The organism is Devosia sp. FJ2-5-3, from assembly GCF_029201545.1.
Taxonomy (GTDB): domain Bacteria; phylum Pseudomonadota; class Alphaproteobacteria; order Rhizobiales; family Devosiaceae; genus Devosia.
Genome location: NZ_CP104007.1, coordinates 60411 through 82132, shown reverse-complemented (window position 1 = coordinate 82132; position 21722 = coordinate 60411). Strand labels below are relative to the sequence as shown.

The window sequence follows — 21722 nt, the reverse complement described above, 5'->3', positions numbered from 1 at the left end:
CTAGGCCGCGACAGCCTGGGCGAGCCGCCCGGTGAGGGAATTGGTCATCACCCCGGTGATTTCCACCTGATGAATGGCGCCGATGAGATCGGTGCTCCCCTCGAGATGCACGGCCTGGAGATAGGGCGAGCGTCCGCCCACCTGCCCCGGCATGCGTCCCACCCGTTCGATCAGCACCGGCAGGGTCCGGCCCACCATCGAGGCGTGGAAATCATTGGTCTGGCTCGTCACCAGCGCTTGCAGCCGCGCCAGGCGCTCCGCCTTCACCTCTTCGGCGACCTGGTTGCCCAGCGAAGCGCCCGGCGTGCCCGGTCGCGTCGAATATTTGAACGAATAGGCCGAGGCATAGCCAACCGCGCGGATGATCGAGAGTGTGTCCTCGAAATCCTGGTCGGTTTCGCCCGGAAAACCGACGATGAAATCGCCCGAAAGCGCCATGTCGGGCCGCGCTGTCTTGATCCTGTCGATCAGCGCCAGATATTCGGCGGCGGTATGCTTGCGGTTCATCGCCTTCAAAATGGCGTCCGACCCCGACTGCACCGGCAGGTGGAGATAGGGCATCAGGAAATCGAGGTCGCGATGCGCCGCGATCAGCGCGTCGTCCATATCGCGGGGATGGCTGGTCGTGTAGCGCAGCCGTTCAAGCCCGGGAATTTCGGCGAGGCGATAGGCCAGCTCACCAAGGCCCACGGCCCGCCCGGCATCTTCGCCATGATAGGCATTGACGTTCTGGCCGAGCAGCGTGATTTCCTTGACCCCGGCATCGGCGAGGCGGCGTGCTTCTTCCAGGACCTGTGCCACTGGCCGGCTGACTTCGGCGCCGCGCGTATAGGGCACCACGCAGAACGAGCAGAACTTGTCGCACCCTTCCTGCACGGTGAGGAAAGCCGTCAGCCCCCGGCTGATGGTCACTTCTTTGCGAGCGGCCGGCAGGTGGGCGAACTTGTCTTCCTCGGGGAAATCCGTATCGACGACGGCCCGCTTGAGGCTGGGGTGCATGTGCCGCTGGCTTTCGGCCTTGGCCAGCATTTCGGGCAGGCGGTGATAGGCCTGCGGGCCGAACACCATATCTACCATGGGCGCCCGGCGAGCGATTTCCTCGCCCTCCGCCTGGGCGACGCACCCAGCTACGCCGATCATCAGATCGCCGCCCGTGGCGCGCCTGTCGGTCTGGATTTCCTTGAGCCGCCCGAGCTCGGAAAAGACCTTTTCGCTGGCTTTTTCCCGAATATGGCAGGTATTTAACAAAATGAGATCGGCCTCGGCCATGTCCTGGGTAGGGCTATAGCCGTGGGGGGCCAGTGCATCGGCCATGCGATCACTGTCATAGACGTTCATCTGGCAACCATAGGTCTTGATGAACAGCTTTTTGGGGGCAAACTGCGTGTCGGTCATGGGGGGTGTTTACCAGAGCCGCGGCAGGGTTTCCATGCCTTGCAACCGCAAGCGTGCTTGCGTGTTGTATCTGTTCTGCGGGCCCTTGCGTAGAACATGTGTCGCCGACAAGGGGCGCGGCTGGCTCTCTCATATTGGCGTCAGGTGAAGATGCATAAGGATAAACCATGCTCGTAACCGAACCATGGCGACGAGCCGTCTTGACCATTTTCGTGGATATCCCGTGCAGATGACTGACACCCGGACGCAGGACGATAGTTTCGCAAAACGTGACGGCCTTGATAGTCCGCGCAGGATTAATCGTCGCGCCCGTCCCGTCGCCCTCTACCTCGTTGCCCTCGTTCTGGTCATCATCATCCCGGCGCTCGTGGTGACGCTGGTTCTGATCAAGCGCACCAATGACGCCCAGGAATCGGTGGTGCAGGCGTTGACCGCTACCACCGTCCAGGCCATGGGCCAGGCCGTCGAGCGCGAAATTTCGGGCATGATCACCACCCTGCGGGTTCTGTCTTCGGATCAGTCCCTGCTTCGGGGCGATTTTGAAGGCTTCCACGAACGCGCCCTGCTCGCCCTGGCGGGCAGCGGGTCCTATCTCCTCGCCGTCGACGCTGAGATGCAGCAGGTGCTCAACACCCGCCTGCCCTATGGCGAGACCCTGACCCGAACCGCAAATGAGGCCACGGCCCATCGTGCGCTCGAGCGGCGGCGGGCAACCGTCTCGGATCTGTTTTTTGGCCCTATCGCCCAGACCTGGGTGTTCAATGTCTGGCTGCCGGTGGATGCCGGCGGCGTTTCCCTTCTTGCCCTGACCCAGAATGCGCGCGACCTCGTGCCAGTCATGCAGTCGCGCGAACTGCCGCAGGGCTGGCACGCCGCCCTGGTCGATGGCAGCAATGGGGTCATTTCGGCCACGCCCGATACCGGTCTTGGCATAGGGGATGTGCTCGCCCTGCGCCGCAATGCCAATACGCACCAGGAAAGCTGGGTGGAAGAACGGCTCAACGGCGAGACGGTGGTCACCTCGGAATGGCGATCGGCCCTCACCGGCTGGCGCATCGTGGCCTGGGCCTCCGCTGCAACGGTTCGCCAGCCCCTTGGGGAATCCCTGGTCCAGCTGGCCGCCTGGGGCGCGATCATCGCCATTGCCGCCTCGGCCATCGCCGTCGTCATCGCCCAGAAGCTGGGCCAGTCCGTCAGCGGCCTGCGCCGCGACGCCCAGCGCCTCGGGCGGGGCGAGGTCGTTTATGAGCGCTTCTATCCGGTCACCGAGATCGACGAAGTCTCCGGCGCGCTGAGCCTGGCCTCCCGGCAGCGACAGGCGGCCGAGCGGGATGTGCATTTCCTCATGCGCGAACTGGCGCATCGCTCCAAGAACCAGATGGCGGTGATCTCCGCCATGGCCAAGCAGACCGCCCGCGGCGCCACAGATATTTCCGATTATGTCGCCGCTTTCGAGCGGCGGATCATGGGGCTCGCGCGCTCCACCGATCTTCTGCTCGCCCATGGCCGGGCCGGTGTCTCGCTGAGTGAATTGGTCGATTTGCAGCTCGCGCCCTTCCGTCCCCCCGATGTCGCGCGCGTTTCGATCTCGGGCGACGATATCCGCATCAACCCGCAGGGCGCCCAGATCATGGGCATGGCGCTGCACGAAATGGCGGTCAATGCCATGCGCTTCGGGGCGCTGGCGGACGATGACGGGGAACTGGTTCTCAACTTCAAGCGCCAGGGCTCCGCGCTCCACCTGACCTGGCGCGAAACCCTCTCGCGCCCCCTGGTGGCGAGCGAACACAAGGGCTTCGGCACCACCGTGCTGCGCACCATGGTCGGGGGCGCGCTTGGCGCCACTGTGGAGCACATCGATCATCCCAATGGCGTCGAATGGTCTTTCCAGATTCCGCTATCGGCCCTGGACCCATCCTTTTCCGCCGCGCGGCCGGATGAGCGCGAGCTCTGAACTGCAATAATTCTGGCGTTTCGCCTCGGTTTCCACTATGAGAAGCCCAGCTGTGGCCCTGGGCCCGGCGTAACCGGCCCCGCCTGGACGACATCCCGGCCGGGGCATCTTCCAAATCCTCACAGTAAAGGGATCATGCGATGTCGATTACCGCTGAACGCAAGAGCGAACTCATCAAGGAATACGCCACCACTGCAAACGACACCGGTTCGCCGGAAGTCCAGGTGGCGATCCTGTCCGAGCGCATCGCGAACCTGACCGAGCACTTCAAGGGCCACAACAAGGATAACCATTCCCGTCGTGGTCTGCTCAAGCTGGTTTCGACGCGCCGCAGCCTTCTCGACTACCTCAAGAAGGTCGACGAGGCGCGCTACAAGACGCTGATCGAAAAGCTCGGCCTGCGCCGCTAAGCGCAACACTTTCCGGCGCGGGAACTTCGGTTTCCGCGCCGGCGCCCTTTTTGGGGCATGTTACTCACGGCCTCTGGCGCCCATCTGCCTTTGGTCGTTTCGGCCGGCGGTGCCGGAGCATGGCAGGATTATCGGCCCCTTCCGCGGTGGAGTGGCTCATTGTCTTGTCCATGTTCTGTCCCGCCAAACAGGAAACCGTGCCTGATTTTGAGCCGGCGCGCACATGGGGTGCGGCGCTTGGTGCGGGCACACCGGCAGAGTTCGTAGGGATTGGCCGTCCCCGCGTTCCCGCTCCGCCGGCAGAATGGAAAGACAAAGTTCCATGACGATCAATTTCGATCATCACAAGGTTGAGCTCAACTGGGGCGGCCAGCCGCTGACCCTGGAAACTGGCAAGATCGCCCGTCAGGCCGATGGCGCCGTGCTCGCCACCCTTGGCGAAACCGTGGTTCTGGCCACCGTCGTTTCGGCCAAGACCGCCAAGCCGGGCCAGGACTTCTTCCCCCTGACCGTCAACTACCAGGAAAAATACTTCGCCGCCGGTAAGATCCCGGGCGGCTATTTCAAGCGCGAAGGCCGTCCATCCGAGAACGAGACCCTGGTCTCGCGCCTCATCGACCGTCCGATCCGCCCGCTTTTCCCCGATGGCTACAAGAACGAGACCCAGGTGGTCATCACCGTTCTCCAGCACGACATGGAAAACAATCCGGACGTGCTGTCCATGGTCGCCGCTTCCGCTGCCCTGACTATTTCGGGTGTTCCCTTCATGGGCCCGATCGGCGCGGCTCGCGTTGGCTACGTCAACGGCGAATATGTGCTGAACCTGCCCGTCGACCGTCGCGCTGATTCAAAGCTCGACCTCGTCATGGCCGGCACCGCCGATGCCGTGCTGATGGTGGAATCGGAAGCCCAGGAGCTCTCCGAGGAAGTCATGCTCGGCGCCGTGATGTTCGGTCACAAGGCCTCCGCCCAGGTCATCGGTGCCATCATCAAGCTGGCCGAGCTGGCCGCCAAGGAGCCGCGCGAGTTCACTCCGCCCGATTTCTCGGCTCTCGAGACCGAAGTTCTGGCCATTGCCGAAGCCGATCTGCGTGCTGCCTACCAGATCACCGAAAAGGCCCAGCGCTACGCTGCCGTCGATGCCGCCAACACCAAGGTCAAGGCCGCTTTCGCCGCCAAGATCGAAGCCGGCGAAATCACCAAGGAAGCTCTCGGCGAGGTGGTGCACAACCTCCAGGCCAAGATCGTCCGCTGGAACATTCTCGACACCGGCAGCCGTATCGACGGTCGTGACACCAAGACCGTCCGCCCGATCCTGTCCGAAGTCGGCGTCCTGCCGCGCACCCATGGTTCGGCCATCTTCACCCGTGGCGAAACCCAGGCGCTGGTCGTTGCCACGCTCGGTACTGGCGAAGACGAGCAGTTCATCGACAGCCTCGAAGGCACCCGCAAGGAAAACTTCCTGCTGCACTACAACTTCCCTCCATATTCGGTCGGTGAAGCTGGTCGCATGGGTTCGCCCGGTCGTCGCGAAATCGGCCACGGCAAGCTCGCATGGCGCGCCATCAACCCGATCCGTCCGTCGGTCGAGGAATTCCCCTACACGATCCGTATCGTGTCCGAGATCACCGAATCCAACGGCTCGTCCTCCATGGCGACCGTTTGCGGTACCTCTCTGGCGCTGATGGATGCCGGCGTGCCGATGAAGCGCCCGGTGGCCGGTATCGCCATGGGCCTGATCCTGGAAGGCGAAAAGTTCGCCGTTCTTTCCGATATCCTGGGTGACGAAGATCACCTCGGCGATATGGACTTCAAGGTGGCCGGCACGGACGAGGGTATCACCTCGCTCCAGATGGACATCAAGATCGCTGGCATCACCGAAGAGATCATGAAGATCGCCCTGGCTCAGGCCAAGGACGGCCGCATCCATATCCTGGGTGAAATGAGCAAGGCCCTGTCAGCCTCGCGTGGCGAAGTGGGCGAGTTCGCTCCCCGCATCGAAACGCTCAAGATCCCGACCGACAAGATCCGTGAAGTGATCGGCACCGGCGGCAAGGTCATCCGCGAGATCGTCGAAAAGACCGGCGCCAAGATCAACATCGAAGACGACGGCACCGTTAAGGTTTCGTCCTCCGACGGCACCCAGATCGACGCCGCCATCAAGTGGATCCGCTCGATCACCGACGAAGCCGAAGTGGGCGCCATCTATCAGGGCACCGTCGTCAAGACCGCCGATTTCGGCGCCTTCGTGAACTTCTTCGGCGCCAAGGATGGCCTCGTGCACATCTCCCAGCTGGCCGACCAGCGCGTTGCCAAGACCACCGACGTGGTCAAGGAAGGCGACAAGGTCTGGGTCAAGCTGCTCGGCTTTGACGAGCGCGGCAAGGTTCGCCTGTCCATGAAGGTTGTCGATCAGGCAACCGGCAAGGAAATCGCGCGGGACGACGCGGCCGAATAAGCCGCCTCTAACCCTATCGACAGTGAAAAGGCCCGGAGCGATCCGGGCCTTTTTTCATGCCGCGAGCGTTGTCAGCAAAAGCGGAAACGGTTTTGTGGTTCGGAAGCGCCACACAAGAGCGTGGAGCAATCTCATCGTCTCGGTGAAACGCTCTAGACCACCAGGGCCGACAAAATGGTCAACGCCACCATCACGAGCGCCGTGGCCAGATGCACGCGGTGGCTGTTGATCACCATGCCGGCTCCCAGAATGGCGATCATGATCAGGTCGAAGATGATGGCTTCGGGCCCGAAGAAGCTCTCCGACCATCCCTCCTTGATCACCGTATCGGCGATGCCGAGCACATAGCTGATGATGAGCACGCTGTAGAACCAATGGCGCTGCGTGATGAAATAGGAATAGTGGTCGGCGTGATCATCGACACTGTCGGGCAGCAGCACTGCGGTCAGGAAAAGAAAGCTGCCGCAATAGGCGATCTGGAACAGATAGGTCGAGAAGGTCCATTGGACCTTGCCGAAAGTATGGGCCTCGTCCCACCAGAACAGCGTCACGGAAGCGAAGATGAAGAAGGCCCACAAGGCGTGCAGGATATTGATCTTGTGCGATTTCGGCTGCTGGACGAATTTTGCCACGCCATTGAGGAGCCGTCCCAGCGTCAGGCCCAGCAGCGTGCCTGAAATGAGCCGCACATAAAGTTGCACTTCACCGCCATCCATTGCCCCAAGGCCCCCCAGCCAGCTCCGCCGCTTCCAGGCCCCTCGCCCTGCAGCTTTGCGCGATAGAAAGCTAAATCTGTGCCCGCGCTCTGGCTTTAAACTGGTTACCGGCAAGCAGAATTCGGCTTATCGGCTGCGCATTGTTGCGTGGTTGCAACACCGCTTCGAACATCAATTCCACGCGAGGAACCGCCGCATTGTCGCCTCGTTAACCGAGTGAGGCTTTCCTGCACTCGACAAGGTTCGTGTCAGATCTTACGCACGGACCAACTCCTTCATTCGCGAAACGCACCCCCCGAGGACTGACTTGATCTCCCGCCGTCTGTTCATGATTGGCCTGCCCGCCGTCACCCTGGCCGCCTGCTCCTCAACCCGTCAGCCTGTCGTGCAGGAGCCGACGATCGATCCCTATTATCTGCGCATGTATGGTCCCGTTCTGGATGAGCCCTATCCGGTCGCCGCCATGGATCTGCGCCGCGTCGATCCCCAATGGTGGCGCCAGGAAGTGCCCTATTTCACCGATGAGCGTCCCGGTACGCTCGTTGTCGATACCCCCGCCCACTACCTCTACCTGGTCATGGAGGGCGGCCGCGCCCTGCGCTATGGCATTGGTGTCGGCAAGGACGAAGCCCTGGTCTTCCGTGGCAATGCCACGATCGGTCGCAAGGCTGCCTGGCCACGTTGGACCCCGACGAGGTCGATGATCGCCCGCGAGCCGGATCGCTATGGTCCTTATGCTGGGGGTATGGAGCCGGGAGCGACCAATCCGCTTGGCCCGCGCGCCCTCTACCTCTATAAGAACGGCGCAGACACGCTCTTCCGCATCCATGGAACCACCGAGCCCTACACCATCGGCACCAATGTTTCCTCAGGCTGTATCCGTCTCATGAATCAGGACATTATCGATCTCTATTCCCGCGTTCCCGTCGGCGCCCGCGTCACGGTGATCAACGCCTGATCGATATCCAGGAATTGCCGGTGGCGTCGGTTTTTTTTACCGTAGTCACCCGCCCCCGGCATCAAAAGGCCTGCTTCCGAAAGGAGCAGGCCTTTTTCTTTGTCCCACTTGGCTTCCGCCCTCCCTTGGAACCCGCTCCCGGCCCATCCCAGGCTTCCCTCGGGCCTGACCCGAGGGCCAGTCTCCACTCGCCCTAATCCTCCATTAGCGCCCCACACTGCCCCTGTAGCGAGCCCCTGACCTCACACACCCGTGCCTGCCCCCAAAGGGCTCTCCACACCCTCCCCTGCTCCTCCCCTGCTCCGCCTGTGCCCAAACAAAAAGGGCGCGGCTCGCGCCACGCCCTTTTCAAACTTGTTTGTGTAGCGGCCCTTAGAGCGAACGCTGCACCGTTTCCACGCGGAAACATTCGATGACGTCGCCGGCACGGATGTCTTCGTAGTTCTCGAAGGCCATGCCGCATTCCTGGCCGACCTGGACTTCCTTGACTTCGTCCTTGAAGCGCTTGAGCGTCTTGAGCTTGCCTTCGTGGATGACGACGTTGTCGCGCAGAAGACGGACACCGGCGCCACGTTCGACGAGGCCTTCGGTGACCTGGCAGCCTGCGACCTTGCCGACCTTGGTGATCTGGAAGACTTCCTTGATCGAGGCGTAGCCGATGAAGGTTTCGCGACGCTCCGGCGCCAGAAGGCCGCTCATGGCACCCTTCACATCCTCGATGAGGTTGTAAATGATGTTGTAGTAGCGGATTTCGATGCCGTCACGGCTCGCCAGTTCCTGCGCCTGCTTGTTGGCACGGACGTTAAAGCCCATGACAATGGCATTGGACGCAGCGGCCAGGGTCACGTCGGACTCGGTGATCCCACCGACGCCCGAATAGAGGATCTGTGCCGAAACTTCGTCGGTCGAGAGCTTGTTGAGCGAAGCCACGATCGCTTCGACCGAACCCTGCACGTCGCCCTTGATGATCAGCGGGAATTTCGAGATCCCGGCGATCTTGAGCTGGTTCATCATCTGCTCGAGGCTGGTCGCACCGCCACCGGCAATCTTTTCGCGGATCGCGCGCTGACGATATTCGGTGACTTCACGCGCACGGGCATCGCTCTCGACGACCGAGAAGCGGTCGCCTGCGCTCGGCACGCCGTTAAAGCCCAGAACCTCGACCGGAACGGACGGTCCGGCTTCCTTGACCTGGTCGCCCTTGTCATTGATGAGGGCGCGAACGCGGGCAAACTCGGTGCCGGCAACGACGATGTCGCCGACCTTGAGCGTGCCGCGCTGAACCAGCACGGTAGCGACGGGGCCGCGACCACGATCGAGCTTGGCTTCGATGACCTGACCTTCGGCACGACCGTCGCGGGCCACCTTGAGCTCGAGCACTTCGGCCTGCAGCAGGATGGTTTCGAGCAGCTTGTCGAGGCCTTCGCCGGTCTTGGCGGAAACTTCCACGTCCAGCACGTCGCCGCCCATGGTTTCCACGAACACTTCATGCTGCAACAGCTCGGTGCGCACCTTCTGCGGATCGGCCGACGGCTTGTCCATCTTGGTGATGGCCACGATGATCGGAACCCCGGCCGCCTTGGCGTGCTTGATGGATTCGATCGTCTGCGGCATCACGCTGTCATCCGATGCCACCACGAGGATGGCGATATCGGTTGCCTGGGCGCCACGGGCACGCATGGCGGTGAACGCCTCGTGGCCCGGGGTGTCGAGGAAGGTGATCTTGGCCCCGTTCCGCTCGACCTGATAGGCGCCGATATGCTGGGTGATGCCACCGGCTTCGCCCGAGACGACATTGGCATTGCGGATCGCGTCGAGCAGCGAGGTCTTGCCGTGGTCGACGTGACCCATGATGGTCACGACAGGCGCACGATCGGTCAGATCCTCGGCCTTGTCGTCCGAAGCGATATCGAACAGGCCTTCTTCCACGTCGGCGTCGGAAACGCGCTTCACCGTGTGACCGAGTTCGGTCGCGATCAGTTCGGCGGTATCGGCGTCGATCGCGTCGGTGATCTTGACCATCTGGCCCTGCTGCATGAGCATCTTGATCACGGTGACGCTCCGTTCGGCCATGCGGTTGGCGAGTTCGCCCACCGTAATGACTTCCGGGATGATCACTTCACGGCTCAGCTTGGGCGCATCCTGCTGGTTGCGGCCCATCTTCTTGTCGCGACGACGCTTCATGGCCGCCAGCGACGGACCGCGATCGCGATCGTTCTCGGTGGTGGCCGTCGACAGCGTCAGGCGGCCGCGCGAGGCACCGTCATCGACGCGGCGCGTCGGGCGTTCGGGCTGTGCGCGGCTGGCGCGGCGGGCATTTTCCAGTTCCGCTTCGCTGGTCGGACGCACTTGCGGTGCACCGGTGCGCATGCGGCGGCCATCGGCCTCGCTCGGCGGAGCCGGCGGCACATTGCCGATCGGCGCCATGCCGGCACCAACGGGACGACGCTCGCCGGTCGGACGGGTATTGCCGGTACCGGCCGGACGCGTGCCGGTCGAGCCGGCAGGGCGGGTATTGGCGGGACGTGCACCTGCGGGGCGCTCGCCATCGGCCGGACGGGTATTGGCAGGGCGCTCGGCGCGCTGCGGACGGTTCTGCTGGCCCGGGCGGCCGGCAACGACGCGAACGTCGCGCGGGCCGGGATTGCGCTGGCTGGCCGGCACGGCTTCGCCGCGCGTCGGGGCCGGAGCCGGACGGTCTTCTTCCGCCGGAGCGCTGGATGGGACGCTGGCCGGGGCATCGTCGGCTGCCCGGCGGGCGTCCTCGGCCTGACGGCGCTCTTCTTCCTGGCGCGCGGCTTCCTCACGGATCTGCCGGCGGCGATTGTCTTCCTCGATGCGGCGCGCCTCGTCGGCAGCAAACCGCTCCTTGTCCTCGGCCATGCGGGCGCCGGCCATGGCCAGCGCCTGGCGGCGGGCCTCGGCTTCCGCGGCCGACAGGCCGAGCGGAGCGCGCTGCTGGTTCTGGGCCGGGCGACCCTGGCCCGGACGGCCGCTCTGGCCGCCAGGTGTGCCCGGACGTCCGCCTGCCCCGCTCGGGACATTCGGCTTGGGCACTACGCGAGTGCGCTTTTCAACCACCACTGTCGAGCGCGACGGACCGCGCGACGTGCCGGGGCGATTGCCCAGGCCCGGGCCGCCCTTGAGGGTCAGGGTCTTCTTGGCGCCGGAATCGTCGGAACGCTTGTCGTCGTTATCAGCCATACTTCCTATCGTCTTTCGTCCTGATCCACGGACAAAAGCACGCCATTTACCGCGGTGCGGTCGGCGTGTTGGTCCTGCGGAGGGGCGATGTATCGAGCCAGTCGTCTGGCCTTTTCCACCGCCGATTGGGCTGCCGCCCCGTTCATGAGGGCAGCATGTATCACATTTTCTAGTCCAAGTGCCAAACCCAATTGCGTGCTAGAGAGCAATTCGAAATGGGGCACCTGCGGTCCCGCGACGTCGCCGTCTTTTCGGGCATAGTTGAGGGCGCGCAGGGCCCCCAGCATTTTGTTGCGGCCGTCTTCGGCTGCGTCGGTTGCGGTGAGCAGAGCCAGGATCTGGTTCGCTTCGATGCAGGAGCGCACCTTGGTGGCTCCGGTAGTGAACTGGCCGGCCTTGCGGGCCATGCCCAGGGCAGCGGTCAGCCGCTGCTCGAGCCGCAGCCGGGTGAGGTCGGCGAGATCGGCCGGGACCTCGACCTGTTCCTTGAGGCTGCGCGCGAAGGCCTTTTTCTTGACCGCTTCGGCAACGCTTGCATGGTTGAGTGTGATCCAGACGCCGCGCCCTTCAGCGCGCGCGTCCGTATCCGGCACGATGGATCCATCGGGCCCGAGGACAAAGCGGATGAGGTCCTCCGCCGGCATTTCCTGCCGGGTGAGTGCACACATCCTGACGATTTCAGCGCGCCGGGTCACGGCAGGCCCCCAGGTAGGCGGTCCTTAGACCGCCTCCTCCTCGGATTGCCCGTCATCGCTCTCGGCTTCGGCCGGTTCTTCCTCGGCGGTGATCCAGCCGGCCTTGATGCGGGCCTGCATGATCATGTCCTCGGCTTCTTCACGGCTCACGGGGAAATCCTTGAAGGTCCCCTCATAGCGCTTCGTCTCACCATCCTTGCGTTCGGTCCAGCCGACCAGATCGTCAGCGGCACAGCCGGCGAAATCTTCCACCGTCTTGATATCGTCCTTGCCCAGGGCCGCCAGCATGGCGGCATTGAGGCCGGGAATTTCATAAAGGTCTTCTTCGACACCCAGCGCGATGCGCTCTTCGTCGAATTTACGCTCGATCTCGGCGAGATATTCGCTGGCGCGGTTCTGGATTTCGCCGGCGGTTTCCTCGTCGAAGCCTTCGATCGTCGCGATTTCATTGGCTTCGATATAGGCCAGTTCCTCGACCGAGGAGAAGCCTTCCGAAGCCAATAGCTGAGCAACCATCTCGTCGACGTCAAGGGCCTTCATGAACAGGGTCGAGCGTTCGGTGAATTCCTTGTGGCGGCGTTCGCTCTCTTCCTGCTCGGTGAGGATATCGATATCCCAGCCGATCAGTTGCGATGCGAGGCGCACGTTCTGGCCACGACGGCCAATGGCCAGCGACAGCTGCTCGTCGGGAACCACGACTTCGATGCGCTCGGCCTGTTCGTCGAGAACCACCTTGGCGACATCGGCCGGCTGCAGCGCCGAAACCACGAGGTCGGCAATGGTGTCGGTCCAGGGAATGATGTCGATCTTTTCGCCCTGCAGTTCGGCCACGACGGCTTGAACGCGGGAGCCGCGCATACCCACGCAGGCGCCGACAGGATCGATCGAAGAATCGGACGATGTCACGGCGATCTTGGCGCGCGAGCCCGGATCGCGGGCGATCGAGCGGATGGTGATCACGCCGTCATAGATCTCGGGCACTTCCTGCATGAAGAGCTTGGCCATGAACTGCGGATGGGTGCGCGAGAGGAAGATCTGCGGACCGCGCTGTTCGCGGCGCACGTCATAGATATAGGCGCGCACGCGGTCGCCATAGCGGAACATTTCGCGCGGGATCAGCTCGTCGCGGCGCATGATGGCTTCGCCACGGCCGAGATCGACGATCACATTGCCATATTCGACGCGCTTGACCGTGCCGTTGACGATTTCGCCGATGCGGCCGAAATATTCTTCGAACATGCGGTCGCGCTCGGCATCGCGCACCTTCTGCACGATGACCTGCTTGGCCGACTGGGCGGCGATACGGCCGAATTCCATTGGCGGCAGCGGTTCGGTGAGGAAATCACCGATCTTGGCCTGGGGCGACTTGGTCTGGGCGAGCTTGAGGTCGACCTGGCGGCTGACTTCCTCGACATTCTCGACGATTTCGAGCAGGCGCCACATCCGGGTTTCGCCGGTGCGCGGATTGATCTCGACCTTGATTTCGGTCTCGGCGCCATAGCGGCCCTTGGCGGCCTTTTCCATGGCGTCCTGCATGGCTTCGATCACGACCATGCGGTCGATCGACTTCTCGCGGGCAACGGCGTCTGCAATCTGCAGGAGCTCGAGTCGGTTCGCGCTAACAGCCATTATTTCGTCTCCTCGGCGAGGTTGTCGTCGTCGTCATTGTCGGCGTCGGCATATTCGACCGTTTCGGTCTCGTCGTCGTCGATCGGGTGCAGTTCCTGGTCGGCCCGGGCTGCATCCATCAGTTTGTCGGTCATCACCAGCTTGGCTTCGGCAATGTTGACCAGCAGCAGGCGATGGTCGGGATCGGTGCCACCGGGCGCGTCGGGCAGCGTGATGGTCACGCTTTCCTCGTCGGTCGATTTGATATCGCCGCGGAAGCGCTTGCGGCCATTGATCATGTCCACCAGTTCGATCTTGGCCTCGTGCCCAATGAAGCGCTCATAGTCACGACGGCGCACCAGCGGCCGGTCGATGCCGGGCGAGGACACTTCCAGATGATATTCACGGTCGATCGGGTCTTCGACGTCGAGGACCGGCGATAGATCGGTGGACAGCTTTTCGCAGTCGGTGATGTTGAAGCGCCCATTGGCGTCTTCAGCCATGATCTGCAGCGTGCAGCCGTTTTCCGGCGTGATTTTGATGCGCACAAGGGCGTAGCCGAGGTCGTTGGCCACGGGCTCGACGATGCGGGCAACGCGCGCCTCGACGCCGGTTTCCTTGATATAGCGTTTCTCGGTAAGGTCGAAAGCCATCGGTCCCTTGAGATAACAAAAAAGAGCGGGGCCGGTCGGCTCCCACTCTCGCAAGAATGCTAGAGATGTTGGTGGACATATAGCGCCAATGGAGCCAAATCGCAAGTCGGCTGCTCTTCGCTGTTCCCATTGTGCCAGACCGGACCTTTTCGCATTGCCCCATCCCGACCCGCTCCTGCTCATTCCAGGCCTCAACTGCACCGAGCGCGCCTTTGTCCCCCTGCTGCCCGCCCTTTGGGACCAGACCTCGGTCGGCCTCGTCAATCACCGACGCGGCGATACCATGTCAGCCATTGCCGCCGCCATCCTGGCTGAAGCCCCGCCCCGCTTCGCCCTGCTCGGCTTTTCCATGGGCGGCTATATCGCCTTCGAAATTCTGCGCCAGGCGCCGGATCGGGTGACCAGGCTCTGTTGCCTCGCCACCATGGCGCGCCCAGACACCGTCGAGCAGGCCGAGAACCGCCGGCGCATGGTCGCCCTGGCCGAGGCCGGAAAGTTCGACAGCGTGGCCGGCGCCAATTTCCCCAATACCGTCCACCCCGACAATGCCGGCGACAGCCAACTGAAGGCTGCCCACCTGTCCATGGCGCGCGCCACCGGGGCCGCCACTTATATCGCCCAGCAGCATGCCATTCTCGGCCGCACCGATTCGCGCCCGCTGCTCGCGCGGATCTCTGTCCCCACCGCCGTCATTGTCGGGTCCGCCGATCAGGTCACCGGCGTCGATGGCGCCAAGGAAATCGCGGCCGCCATTCCAGGGGCGCAACTGACGGTCATCGAAGGCGCCGGCCATCTCGTGCCGCTCGAGCGACCTGCCGAGACGACAACCGCTATCGTTGAATGGCTACGGGCATAGGGCTCCTGCCCCTATCGGACGGGGTAATCGCATGAATCTGTCGGGCCGGTGTTTGAAGCCCTACCCCCTCCTAGCCTCCCCCTGAAAAAGGGGGAGGGACTTACCGAGTTTTGCTTCACTCTTCGCGAGCCACCGAACAGCTCCTCCCCCTTTAAAGGGGAAGGCTGGGTGGGGGTATGGGCAAATAGCTCGACAAAGGCCCTATACGCTATCGTGCCACGCCCAAATGCCATGGCCGCTTTCATTTCTCCCACGTCACGCTATCGACATCGGCGCCCAGCTCTTCGAGCGTTTCGCGCAATTCCTTGACCATCGGGTCGGGCCCGCACAGATAGAAATTCTGGTCGAAATCGCCGACATGGCGCTTGAGGAAGTCGGCGTCGATCCGCTCCTGCAACAAGGCCGTCCGCCCCTCCCCCGTGAGGGTCCAGAGCGTGTCGAGCCCGGCCATCGCCTCGAATTCATCGCGCAGGATAATGTCGGCTTCGGTCCGGTTGGAGGCGATCAGCCGGTTGCCGGCCAGTTTTCCGCTGGCATTGAGATGGCGCAGAATGGCGATGAAGGGCGTAACCCCGGCCCCGCCGGCGATAAACACGCCCGCGCCGCGATACTGGATCGTGCCCCAGGGATCGCGCAGGATCAGCCGGTCCCCCGGCCCCGCCGACCACAGCTCATTTGTCATGCCGTTGTGATCGAAATAGCTTTTAATGGTGAATTCGAGCGTGTCGTCGTCGACGAGCCCGGTGAAGGTGAAAGGGTGCCTGTCCTCCCGCCATCCTTCCTTGTCGAGGCTGAGCTCGGTGGCCTGGCCGGGGGTGAACCTGTAGGCCTTGGGCCGCTCGACACGATAGTGTCTGACATTGTGGGTAACGCGGATCGTGTCGAGAATTTCAACGCTGACTTGCATGTGACGCTCCTCCTCTGATGCACAATCGGGCCAGGCGCGCCCGGGTTCCGTACTGGGTCACTTGAGCGTTCGTCAGTACCCCGGAGGAAACTGGGTTCCCTCTTAAATCCTTGATTTCGCGGGATAAACCCTCGTCCTGAAAATGCGGAATTCAAGACCCGGAAACATCGAAAATAGCTCTTGAGAGGTCCGACGGGCGATCTCATCTCCAGGGTGTTCAAAACGAAAGGAACACTCAAATGATCAAGAATACAATCATCGCCCTCGTTGCTGCAGCAAGCCTTGCCGGCGTCGCCGCTCCCGCCTATGCCGCACAGTCCATCGTCACCGACTCCTCGTTCGACAACAACACCATCATCGCCCGCCTGCATGACCAGGGCGTCAAGGCGACCGATGTCGAAGAATGGGGCGATCTGGTCCGGGCCTATGTCGTCCTCGAAGACGGCACCCAGACGATGCAGTTCTTCAGCAATGACACCCTGACCCCCGTCAGCCTCTGATGACGGATTGTTTCGGCGCCGCCGCTCCTCCCGGCGGCGTCCGTTACGCTTCCTCGTGGATAGGGCATTTATGGGGCTGAGTGTTCAGCGCCACAAATGCCCTATTCGTCACCACGAATACCCTATTCGTCGCTCTCGGCGTCAAAGACGAACTGATCGTGACTGGTATCGAAGCGGTGTCGCGCCGCTTCCACCGCGGACCGGTTGCGGGACGCAAACTGGCGCCAGCCATCGGCCAGCTCCAGCAGTTCCAGCCCAAGCTCGGTCAGCATATAGTCGACGCGCGGGGGAATGGTGGGATAGGCCCGTCGGGAAATGAAGCCGTCCCGTTCGAGCTCGCGCAGCGTCGTCGTCAGCGATTTCTGCGACACCCCGCCCATGGCCCGGCGCAGCTCGCTGAAGCGCAGCGTGCCCTCGCGCAATTCGACAATGACGACCAGCGTCCACTTCCCGGGCTTGACCGACAACATGTCGTTTCCATTATGGCCGGCGGGCAGCGATGAGACGGACACAGGTTTCACTCCGGCAAGATGGGCAGTGTTCCCCGATATGGGTCGGCTGGCGGCAAGATAAAGGTCTGTCGACCCTTAAAACACGCCGCCATCGTCATCTGGTCGATCAGTGTGCTTTCTCGGCCATGCCCGCCATCATCCGCGGAAGCGGGCGGCGGCAGGGCCGCAAGCGCGCTGACTATAGCCGTTTGAAGCCGAAATAAAAACTCACCATGCGGCCTTCCCGTCGCGCCTTCTGCTCATAGCGCGTCGGTTGCCAGCCCGGATAGGGCTGGTGCCAGCTGCCCGGCGCCCCCGGCTCGAAGGCAAATTCGGGCGCCCGCACGATATGGGCCAGCGTCCAGTCCGCATAATCTTCGATATCGGTGGCAAAATAGAATGTCCCACCCGGCCGGATCACCCGCGCCAGCTCCGCCAGCGTCGTCGGCGACACGAAGCGCCGCTTGTGGTGGCGCGTTTTCGGCCAGGGATCGGGATAGAGCAGGTAGACCGCATCGAGGCTCGCTTCCGGCAGCGCCATCAGCAGTTTGAGCGCATCGTCGGTAAAGAGCCGCACATTGGTCAGCCCCCGCGCATCGATCGCCTGCACCATCTTGCCGATGCCGCCGGTATAGACCTCGCAGCCGATAAAACCGGTCCCCGGCTCCTCGGCCGCCTTGCGCGCCAGATGCTCGCCCCCGCCATAGCCGATCTCGACCACGATGCGTTGCGCGTCGGGAAAGACCGTCTTCGGGTCCAGCGCTCCCTCGAGTTTGATCTCCACCTCGGGCAGTGTCGTATCGACAATGGCCTGCTGGCCGTCATGCAGCTTCTTGCCGGCGCGGCGTCCGAAAAAGGCGCGCGGCTCGCCCGAGCGGGTTTTTGGCAATTCGTGTTCGGTCATTCTCGCTCGCTGCGAAACAAAAAGGGGCCTCCATCCCGCCTTTTGCGGAAAAGAGGCCCCGGGTCAATGCATGTTCGGGGTCAGGCGACAGCGGCCTTGAGCGCCTTGACCAGATCGATCTTCTCCCAGGAGAAGGAGCCGTCGCGGCCCGGCTTACGGCCGAAATGGCCATAGGCCGAGGTTTTTGCGTAGATCGGCTTGTTGAGGTCGAGATGGCTGCGAATGCCGCGCGGGGTGAGGTCCATCACCTCGCCGAGGGCCTTTTCGAGCCTGGCCTCGTCCACCGTGCCGGTGCCGTGCAGGTCGACATAGATCGACAGCGGCTCGGCCACGCCGATGGCGTAGCTGAGCTGGATCGTGGCGCGATCGGCCAGACCGGCCGCCACCACGTTCTTGGCGAGATAGCGCGCCGCGTATGCCGCCGAGCGGTCGACCTTGGTCGGGTCCTTGCCCGAAAAGGCGCCGCCGCCATGCGGGGCCGCACCGCCATAAGTGTCCACGATGATCTTGCGGCCGGTCAGGCCCGCATCCCCATCCGGCCCGCCGACGACGAATTTGCCGGTCGGATTGACGTGCCAGACCGTATCCTTGGTGATCCAGCTTTCCGGCAGCGCCGCCCGCACATAGGGCTCGACGATTTCGCGCACATCGGCTGAGGTCAGGTTTTCATCGAGATGCTGGGTCGAGAGCACGATCTGGGTCACGCCCACCGGCTTGCCGTTCTCGTAGCGCACCGTCACCTGGCTCTTGGCGTCGGGGCCGAGCTTGCCGGCGGGGCCATTATTGGCCTTGCGGGCCTCGGTCAGCGTTTCGAGGATCTTGTGGGCATAATAAATCGGCGCGGGCAGCAATTCGGGGGTTTCCCGGCTGGCATAGCCGAACATGATGCCCTGGTCGCCGGCGCCGACATCCTTGTTTCCGGCCTCGTCCACGCCCTGGGCGATATCGGCCGACTGGCCGTGCAGCAGCACGTCGATCTTGCAGTTCTTCCAGTGGAAGCCCAGCTGCTCATAGCCGATGGCGCGGATCGCCTTGCGGGCGGCAGACTTGAACTTGGAAGGATTGACCACCGGCGCGCCAGCGGCATCGTGCACGATCTCACCATCCTTGCCGCGCTTGAGCAGCGTGTCGGGCACGCGCACTTCTCCGGCAATGATCACGCGATTGGTCGTCGCCAGGGTTTCGCAGGCGATGCGCACCTGGCCCGGATCCATGCCGACCTTCTTGGCTTCGCGGAAAATCAGGTCGACGATCTCGTCCGAAATCCGGTCGCAGACCTTGTCCGGATGGCCTTCGGAAACAGATTCGGACGTAAAGAGATAGGAAGAGCGCGCCACGCCAGAATTCCTCAGACTGTCAAAAAAGGCCCAAAAGGGCTCCATAATGGGGGTTTGTGGCACTCAAGGGCGGTCGGGTCAAGGCGGATATAAAGAAAGCTTGATATGACCGGGCCGCAAGGTTGAGCAAATCTTGCTGGAGCCGCGCCGCCTTCCCATCGCCCCTTTGCTGTGCCAAGGAGGTTGCAGAGCCGATACCCGGAGTAATTATGGCCATCAGACTGCATCGCGGCGATTTGCCAAATCTCGACAATTATGGCCGCGAGGTCGCGATCGACACCGAAACCATGGGGCTCGATCCACATCGCGACCGCCTCTGCGTGGTCCAGCTCTCGCCCGGCGATGGCAGCGCCGACGTGGTCCTGATCCCCAAGGATGCGACCGAAGCGCCCAATCTGGTCAAGCTCCTGACCGATCCGGGCGTCACCAAGATCTTCCACTATGCCCGCTTCGACGTGGCCGCCCTGCAGAATCGGTTTGGCGTCGTCACCGGCCCGGTCTACTGCACCAAGATCGCCTCGCGCCTCGTGCGCACCTATACCGACCGGCACGGTCTCAAGGACCTCGTCCGCGAACTGCTCAATGTCGATCTGTCCAAGCAGCAGCAGAGCTCCGATTGGGGCGCTGAAAAGCTCTCCGACGCCCAGCTCGACTATGCCGCCTCGGACGTTCTTTACCTGCACGACCTCAAGCGCCATCTCGATCGCATGCTCAAGCGCGAGGATCGGATGGAACTGGCCCAGTCCTGTTTTGATTTCCTCAAGACGCGCTGTGCGCTCGACCTTCTGGGCTGGGACGAGACCGACATCTTCGCCCATAGCTGATCGGATGCGATGACTGCCACCGGCACATATGATCGCGACAGCCTCTATGGCCGCCTCCGCCGCCGCAATCGGGTGGTGGCGGCTTTGCGGCTGGGCGTGCCGGTGCTGGGCGCAGTTACCCTCTTGGGCCTGCTCGCCCAGCTCTATCTTTCCAGCGTCGGCAGCCGCTACGGCATCGGCCAGGTCACCGTCACCCCTGACGCCATTACCGTCGAAGCGCCCGAATATGCCGGCATCCTCGAGGATGGCTCGCAATACCGGGTCTCGGCCGACCTCGCCAGCGCCGCCACCACCAATACCGACCTTATTGGCCTGGGCAATGCCAGCGTCGTGCTCAATCGCCCCGATGGCGTGCAGATGCAGGCCAGCGCCACCAGCGCCGAACTCGATGCCCTCCGCCAGCAGGTGATCGCCGCCGGCATTACCGAAATCGCCGATTCCACCGGCACCACGGGCACGCTCGAGGATGCCCTGTTCGACTGGCAATCCCAGACCCTGACCACAACCGGGCCGGTTGCCATAGACTATGCCGATGGCACCGCCATCCGCGCCGAAACGCTGGTGTTCAATGCCGAGAGCCGGGTCTGGACTTTCGCCCGGGCCAAAGTCACCCTGCCCGCCACCCCTGGAGAGAAAACGCCATGATGCGGCCCGTTCTGCTTGCCCTTGCCCTGCTCGCCTTCGCCGCGCCCGCCATGGCCCAGCAGCAGGTTGAAATCTCCGCCGATCTCTTCACCGTCGAGGAGGACAGCCGCGAGGCGGTCTTTACCGGCTCGGTCGTCGTCACCCATCCCAGCGTCACCGTCTGGGCGCCGAAAGTCGTCGCCACCTATGGCGAGGGCGGCACCAGCGATATCCGCTCCTTCGAGGCCAGCGGCGCCGTGCGCCTCAAGACATCGGACCAGGAAGCCACCGGCGAGCGCGCCGTCTTCACCCCCGGCTCCCAGACCCTGCGCCTCACCGGCAATGTCGAGGTGGTCAATACCAGCGGCCGCATCAAGGCCGGCGAATTGCTCGTCAACCTGGCCACCGGCGTCTCCACCTTCACGGCCGCCTCGGGCGGGCGCGTCACCGGGGTATTTTCCGCCCAATGAGCGAAGACACCGCGTCCCGTCCCCGCATCGACCAGAGAGGCTGGCTCGTCGCCCATGGCCTTGCCAAGCGCTTCGGCAAGCGCGAAGTCGTGCGCGAAGTCTCCCTCGCCGTCCGCCGCGGCGAGGCGGTGGGCCTGCTCGGGCCCAATGGTGCGGGCAAGACCACGGTTTTCACCATGATCATGGGGCTTGTGCGGCCCGATGCCGGCCAGATTCAGCTCGATGGCAATGACATCACCCGCCTGCCCCTGTTCCAGCGCGGCAAGCTCGGCGTCGGTTATCTGCCCCAGGAGCCATCGATTTTTCGCGGCATGTCAGTCAGCGACAATATCATGGCCATCCTTGAAAACACGGTGCGCAACAAGGCGCAGCGCAAGGAGCGCCTGCAGTCGCTGCTCGAAGAATTTTCCATCACCCATCTGGCAAAATCCAACGCGCTGGCGCTCTCGGGTGGCGAGCGCCGCCGCGTCGAGATCGCCCGGGCCCTGGCCGCCGATCCCATCTTCATGCTGCTCGACGAGCCCTTTGCCGGCGTCGATCCCATTGCGGTGGCCGAAGTCAAGGCTCTGGTCCGCCAGTTGACCCAGCGCGGCATTGGCGTGCTCATCACCGACCACGCCGTGCGCGAAACCCTCGGCCTCGTCGATCGCGCCTATGTCATCCATGGTGGCAAGGTGATGATCCAGGGCAAGCCCGAAACCATTTCCAACGACCCCGACGCCCGCCGCGTCTATCTCGGCGAAAATTTCGAATTTTAG

At 63.1% G+C, this 21722-nt stretch carries 19 protein-coding genes and 1 pseudogene; 10 read left to right on the top strand and 10 right to left on the bottom strand.

What is annotated here, in order from left to right; genetic code table 11:
* On the bottom strand, positions 1–1395 hold the full coding sequence (gene miaB, locus N0P34_RS00375; protein WP_275605047.1) for a tRNA (N6-isopentenyl adenosine(37)-C2)-methylthiotransferase MiaB: 1395 nt from the start codon (positions 1393–1395) through the stop codon (positions 1–3).
* 229 nt (positions 1396–1624) lie between these two features.
* Between miaB and N0P34_RS00370 the strand changes: the two genes are divergently transcribed.
* From N0P34_RS00370 to pnp, 3 genes are all read left to right on the top strand, one after another.
* Positions 1625–3349, top strand: a complete 1725-nt coding sequence (locus N0P34_RS00370) for a sensor histidine kinase (RefSeq protein ID WP_275605046.1) — start codon at positions 1625–1627, stop codon at positions 3347–3349.
* A 140-nt stretch (positions 3350–3489) separates the two neighbouring features.
* Positions 3490–3759 (top strand): 30S ribosomal protein S15, encoded by a 270-nt coding sequence (gene rpsO / locus N0P34_RS00365; protein ID WP_275605045.1) that lies wholly within the window; start codon positions 3490–3492, stop codon positions 3757–3759.
* A gap of 322 nt (positions 3760–4081) precedes the next feature.
* Positions 4082–6217 (top strand): polyribonucleotide nucleotidyltransferase, encoded by a 2136-nt coding sequence (pnp, locus tag N0P34_RS00360; RefSeq protein WP_275605044.1) that lies wholly within the window; start codon positions 4082–4084, stop codon positions 6215–6217.
* Between the two features lie 152 nt (positions 6218–6369).
* Here pnp and N0P34_RS00355 read toward each other — a convergent pair whose 3' ends face one another.
* Positions 6370–6933, bottom strand: a complete 564-nt coding sequence (locus N0P34_RS00355) for a hypothetical protein (protein ID WP_275605043.1) — start codon at positions 6931–6933, stop codon at positions 6370–6372.
* Positions 6934–7240: 307 nt separating this feature from the next.
* On the opposite strand from N0P34_RS00355, the gene N0P34_RS00350 reads away from it, so the two are divergent.
* Entirely contained in the window at positions 7241–7891 is a 651-nt protein-coding gene (locus tag N0P34_RS00350) for a L,D-transpeptidase (protein ID WP_275605042.1), read from the top strand.
* Between the two features lie 372 nt (positions 7892–8263).
* Here the strand turns inward: N0P34_RS00350 and infB are convergent, their stop codons facing one another.
* From infB to rimP, 4 genes are read right to left on the bottom strand one after another with little or no spacing between them, the layout of a single operon-like run.
* Positions 8264–11095, bottom strand: coding sequence for a translation initiation factor IF-2 (gene infB, locus N0P34_RS00345; protein WP_275605041.1), 2832 nt, complete (start codon positions 11093–11095; stop codon positions 8264–8266).
* A gap of 5 nt (positions 11096–11100) precedes the next feature.
* On the bottom strand, positions 11101–11790 hold the full coding sequence (locus tag N0P34_RS00340; RefSeq protein WP_275605040.1) for an RNA-binding protein: 690 nt from the start codon (positions 11788–11790) through the stop codon (positions 11101–11103).
* Positions 11791–11814: 24 nt separating this feature from the next.
* Positions 11815–13419, bottom strand: coding sequence for a transcription termination factor NusA (gene nusA, locus N0P34_RS00335; protein WP_275605039.1), 1605 nt, complete (start codon positions 13417–13419; stop codon positions 11815–11817).
* On the bottom strand, positions 13419–14051 hold the full coding sequence (gene rimP, locus N0P34_RS00330) for a ribosome maturation factor RimP (protein WP_275605038.1): 633 nt from the start codon (positions 14049–14051) through the stop codon (positions 13419–13421). The genes nusA and rimP overlap by 1 nt, the downstream gene beginning before the upstream one ends.
* A 154-nt stretch (positions 14052–14205) precedes the next feature.
* On the opposite strand from rimP, the gene N0P34_RS00325 reads away from it, so the two are divergent.
* Positions 14206–14907, top strand: a complete 702-nt coding sequence (locus N0P34_RS00325; RefSeq protein ID WP_275605037.1) for an alpha/beta fold hydrolase — start codon at positions 14206–14208, stop codon at positions 14905–14907.
* 241 nt (positions 14908–15148) lie between these two features.
* On the opposite strand, the gene N0P34_RS00320 is transcribed toward N0P34_RS00325, so the two are convergent.
* On the bottom strand, positions 15149–15814 hold the full coding sequence (locus tag N0P34_RS00320) for a flavodoxin reductase (protein ID WP_275605036.1): 666 nt from the start codon (positions 15812–15814) through the stop codon (positions 15149–15151).
* 239 nt (positions 15815–16053) lie between these two features.
* On the opposite strand from N0P34_RS00320, the gene N0P34_RS00315 reads away from it, so the two are divergent.
* Positions 16054–16314 (top strand): hypothetical protein, encoded by a 261-nt coding sequence (locus N0P34_RS00315; protein ID WP_275605035.1) that lies wholly within the window; start codon positions 16054–16056, stop codon positions 16312–16314.
* 122 nt (positions 16315–16436) lie between these two features.
* Here the strand turns inward: N0P34_RS00315 and N0P34_RS00310 are convergent, their stop codons facing one another.
* The 3 genes from N0P34_RS00310 to metK form a co-directional block, all read right to left on the bottom strand.
* On the bottom strand, positions 16437–16826 hold the full coding sequence (locus tag N0P34_RS00310; RefSeq protein ID WP_275605034.1) for a helix-turn-helix domain-containing protein: 390 nt from the start codon (positions 16824–16826) through the stop codon (positions 16437–16439).
* Between the two features lie 178 nt (positions 16827–17004).
* Positions 17005–17709, bottom strand: a complete 705-nt coding sequence (trmB, locus tag N0P34_RS00305) for a tRNA (guanosine(46)-N7)-methyltransferase TrmB (RefSeq protein WP_275605033.1) — start codon at positions 17707–17709, stop codon at positions 17005–17007.
* 80 nt (positions 17710–17789) lie between these two features.
* The gene (gene metK, locus N0P34_RS00300; RefSeq protein WP_275605032.1) at positions 17790–19046 is read right to left on the bottom strand and encodes a methionine adenosyltransferase; all 1257 of its coding nucleotides are present in this window, start codon (positions 19044–19046) and stop codon (positions 17790–17792) included.
* Between the two features lie 209 nt (positions 19047–19255).
* On the opposite strand from metK, the gene N0P34_RS00295 reads away from it, so the two are divergent.
* From N0P34_RS00295 to lptB, 4 genes and pseudogenes are all read left to right on the top strand, one after another.
* Positions 19256–19870 carry a ribonuclease D gene (locus N0P34_RS00295; protein WP_275605031.1) on the top strand — a complete coding sequence of 205 codons (615 nt, stop codon included), beginning with the start codon at positions 19256–19258 and terminating at the stop codon, positions 19868–19870.
* Between the two features lie 9 nt (positions 19871–19879).
* Positions 19880–20515 carry a hypothetical protein gene (locus N0P34_RS00290; RefSeq protein ID WP_275605030.1) on the top strand — a complete coding sequence of 212 codons (636 nt, stop codon included), beginning with the start codon at positions 19880–19882 and terminating at the stop codon, positions 20513–20515.
* Positions 20512–20844 (top strand): annotated as a pseudogene (locus tag N0P34_RS00285) (LptA/OstA family protein); the annotation flags it as partial. The gene N0P34_RS00290 and the pseudogene N0P34_RS00285, both read left to right, overlap by 4 nt.
* Positions 20766–21722 carry an LPS export ABC transporter ATP-binding protein gene (lptB, locus tag N0P34_RS00280; RefSeq protein ID WP_275607044.1) on the top strand — a complete coding sequence of 319 codons (957 nt, stop codon included), beginning with the start codon at positions 20766–20768 and terminating at the stop codon, positions 21720–21722. The pseudogene N0P34_RS00285 and the gene lptB, both read left to right, overlap by 79 nt.

Coding starts and splice junctions, on each gene's coding strand:
- N0P34_RS00355 (WP_275605043.1), bottom strand. CDS start 6,933: ATGGATGGCGGTGAAGTGCAACTTTATGTGCGGCTCATTTCAGGCACG.
- pnp (WP_275605044.1), top strand. CDS start 4,082: ATGACGATCAATTTCGATCATCACAAGGTTGAGCTCAACTGGGGCGGC.
- N0P34_RS00320 (WP_275605036.1), bottom strand. CDS start 15,814: ATGCAAGTCAGCGTTGAAATTCTCGACACGATCCGCGTTACCCACAAT.
- rimP (WP_275605038.1), bottom strand. CDS start 14,051: ATGGCTTTCGACCTTACCGAGAAACGCTATATCAAGGAAACCGGCGTC.
- N0P34_RS00315 (WP_275605035.1), top strand. CDS start 16,054: ATGATCAAGAATACAATCATCGCCCTCGTTGCTGCAGCAAGCCTTGCC.
- rpsO (WP_275605045.1), top strand. CDS start 3,490: ATGTCGATTACCGCTGAACGCAAGAGCGAACTCATCAAGGAATACGCC.
- N0P34_RS00290 (WP_275605030.1), top strand. CDS start 19,880: ATGACTGCCACCGGCACATATGATCGCGACAGCCTCTATGGCCGCCTC.
- infB (WP_275605041.1), bottom strand. CDS start 11,095: ATGGCTGATAACGACGACAAGCGTTCCGACGATTCCGGCGCCAAGAAG.
- N0P34_RS00295 (WP_275605031.1), top strand. CDS start 19,256: ATGGCCATCAGACTGCATCGCGGCGATTTGCCAAATCTCGACAATTAT.
- nusA (WP_275605039.1), bottom strand. CDS start 13,419: ATGGCTGTTAGCGCGAACCGACTCGAGCTCCTGCAGATTGCAGACGCC.
- N0P34_RS00370 (WP_275605046.1), top strand. CDS start 1,625: ATGACTGACACCCGGACGCAGGACGATAGTTTCGCAAAACGTGACGGC.
- miaB (WP_275605047.1), bottom strand. CDS start 1,395: ATGACCGACACGCAGTTTGCCCCCAAAAAGCTGTTCATCAAGACCTAT.
- trmB (WP_275605033.1), bottom strand. CDS start 17,709: ATGACCGAACACGAATTGCCAAAAACCCGCTCGGGCGAGCCGCGCGCC.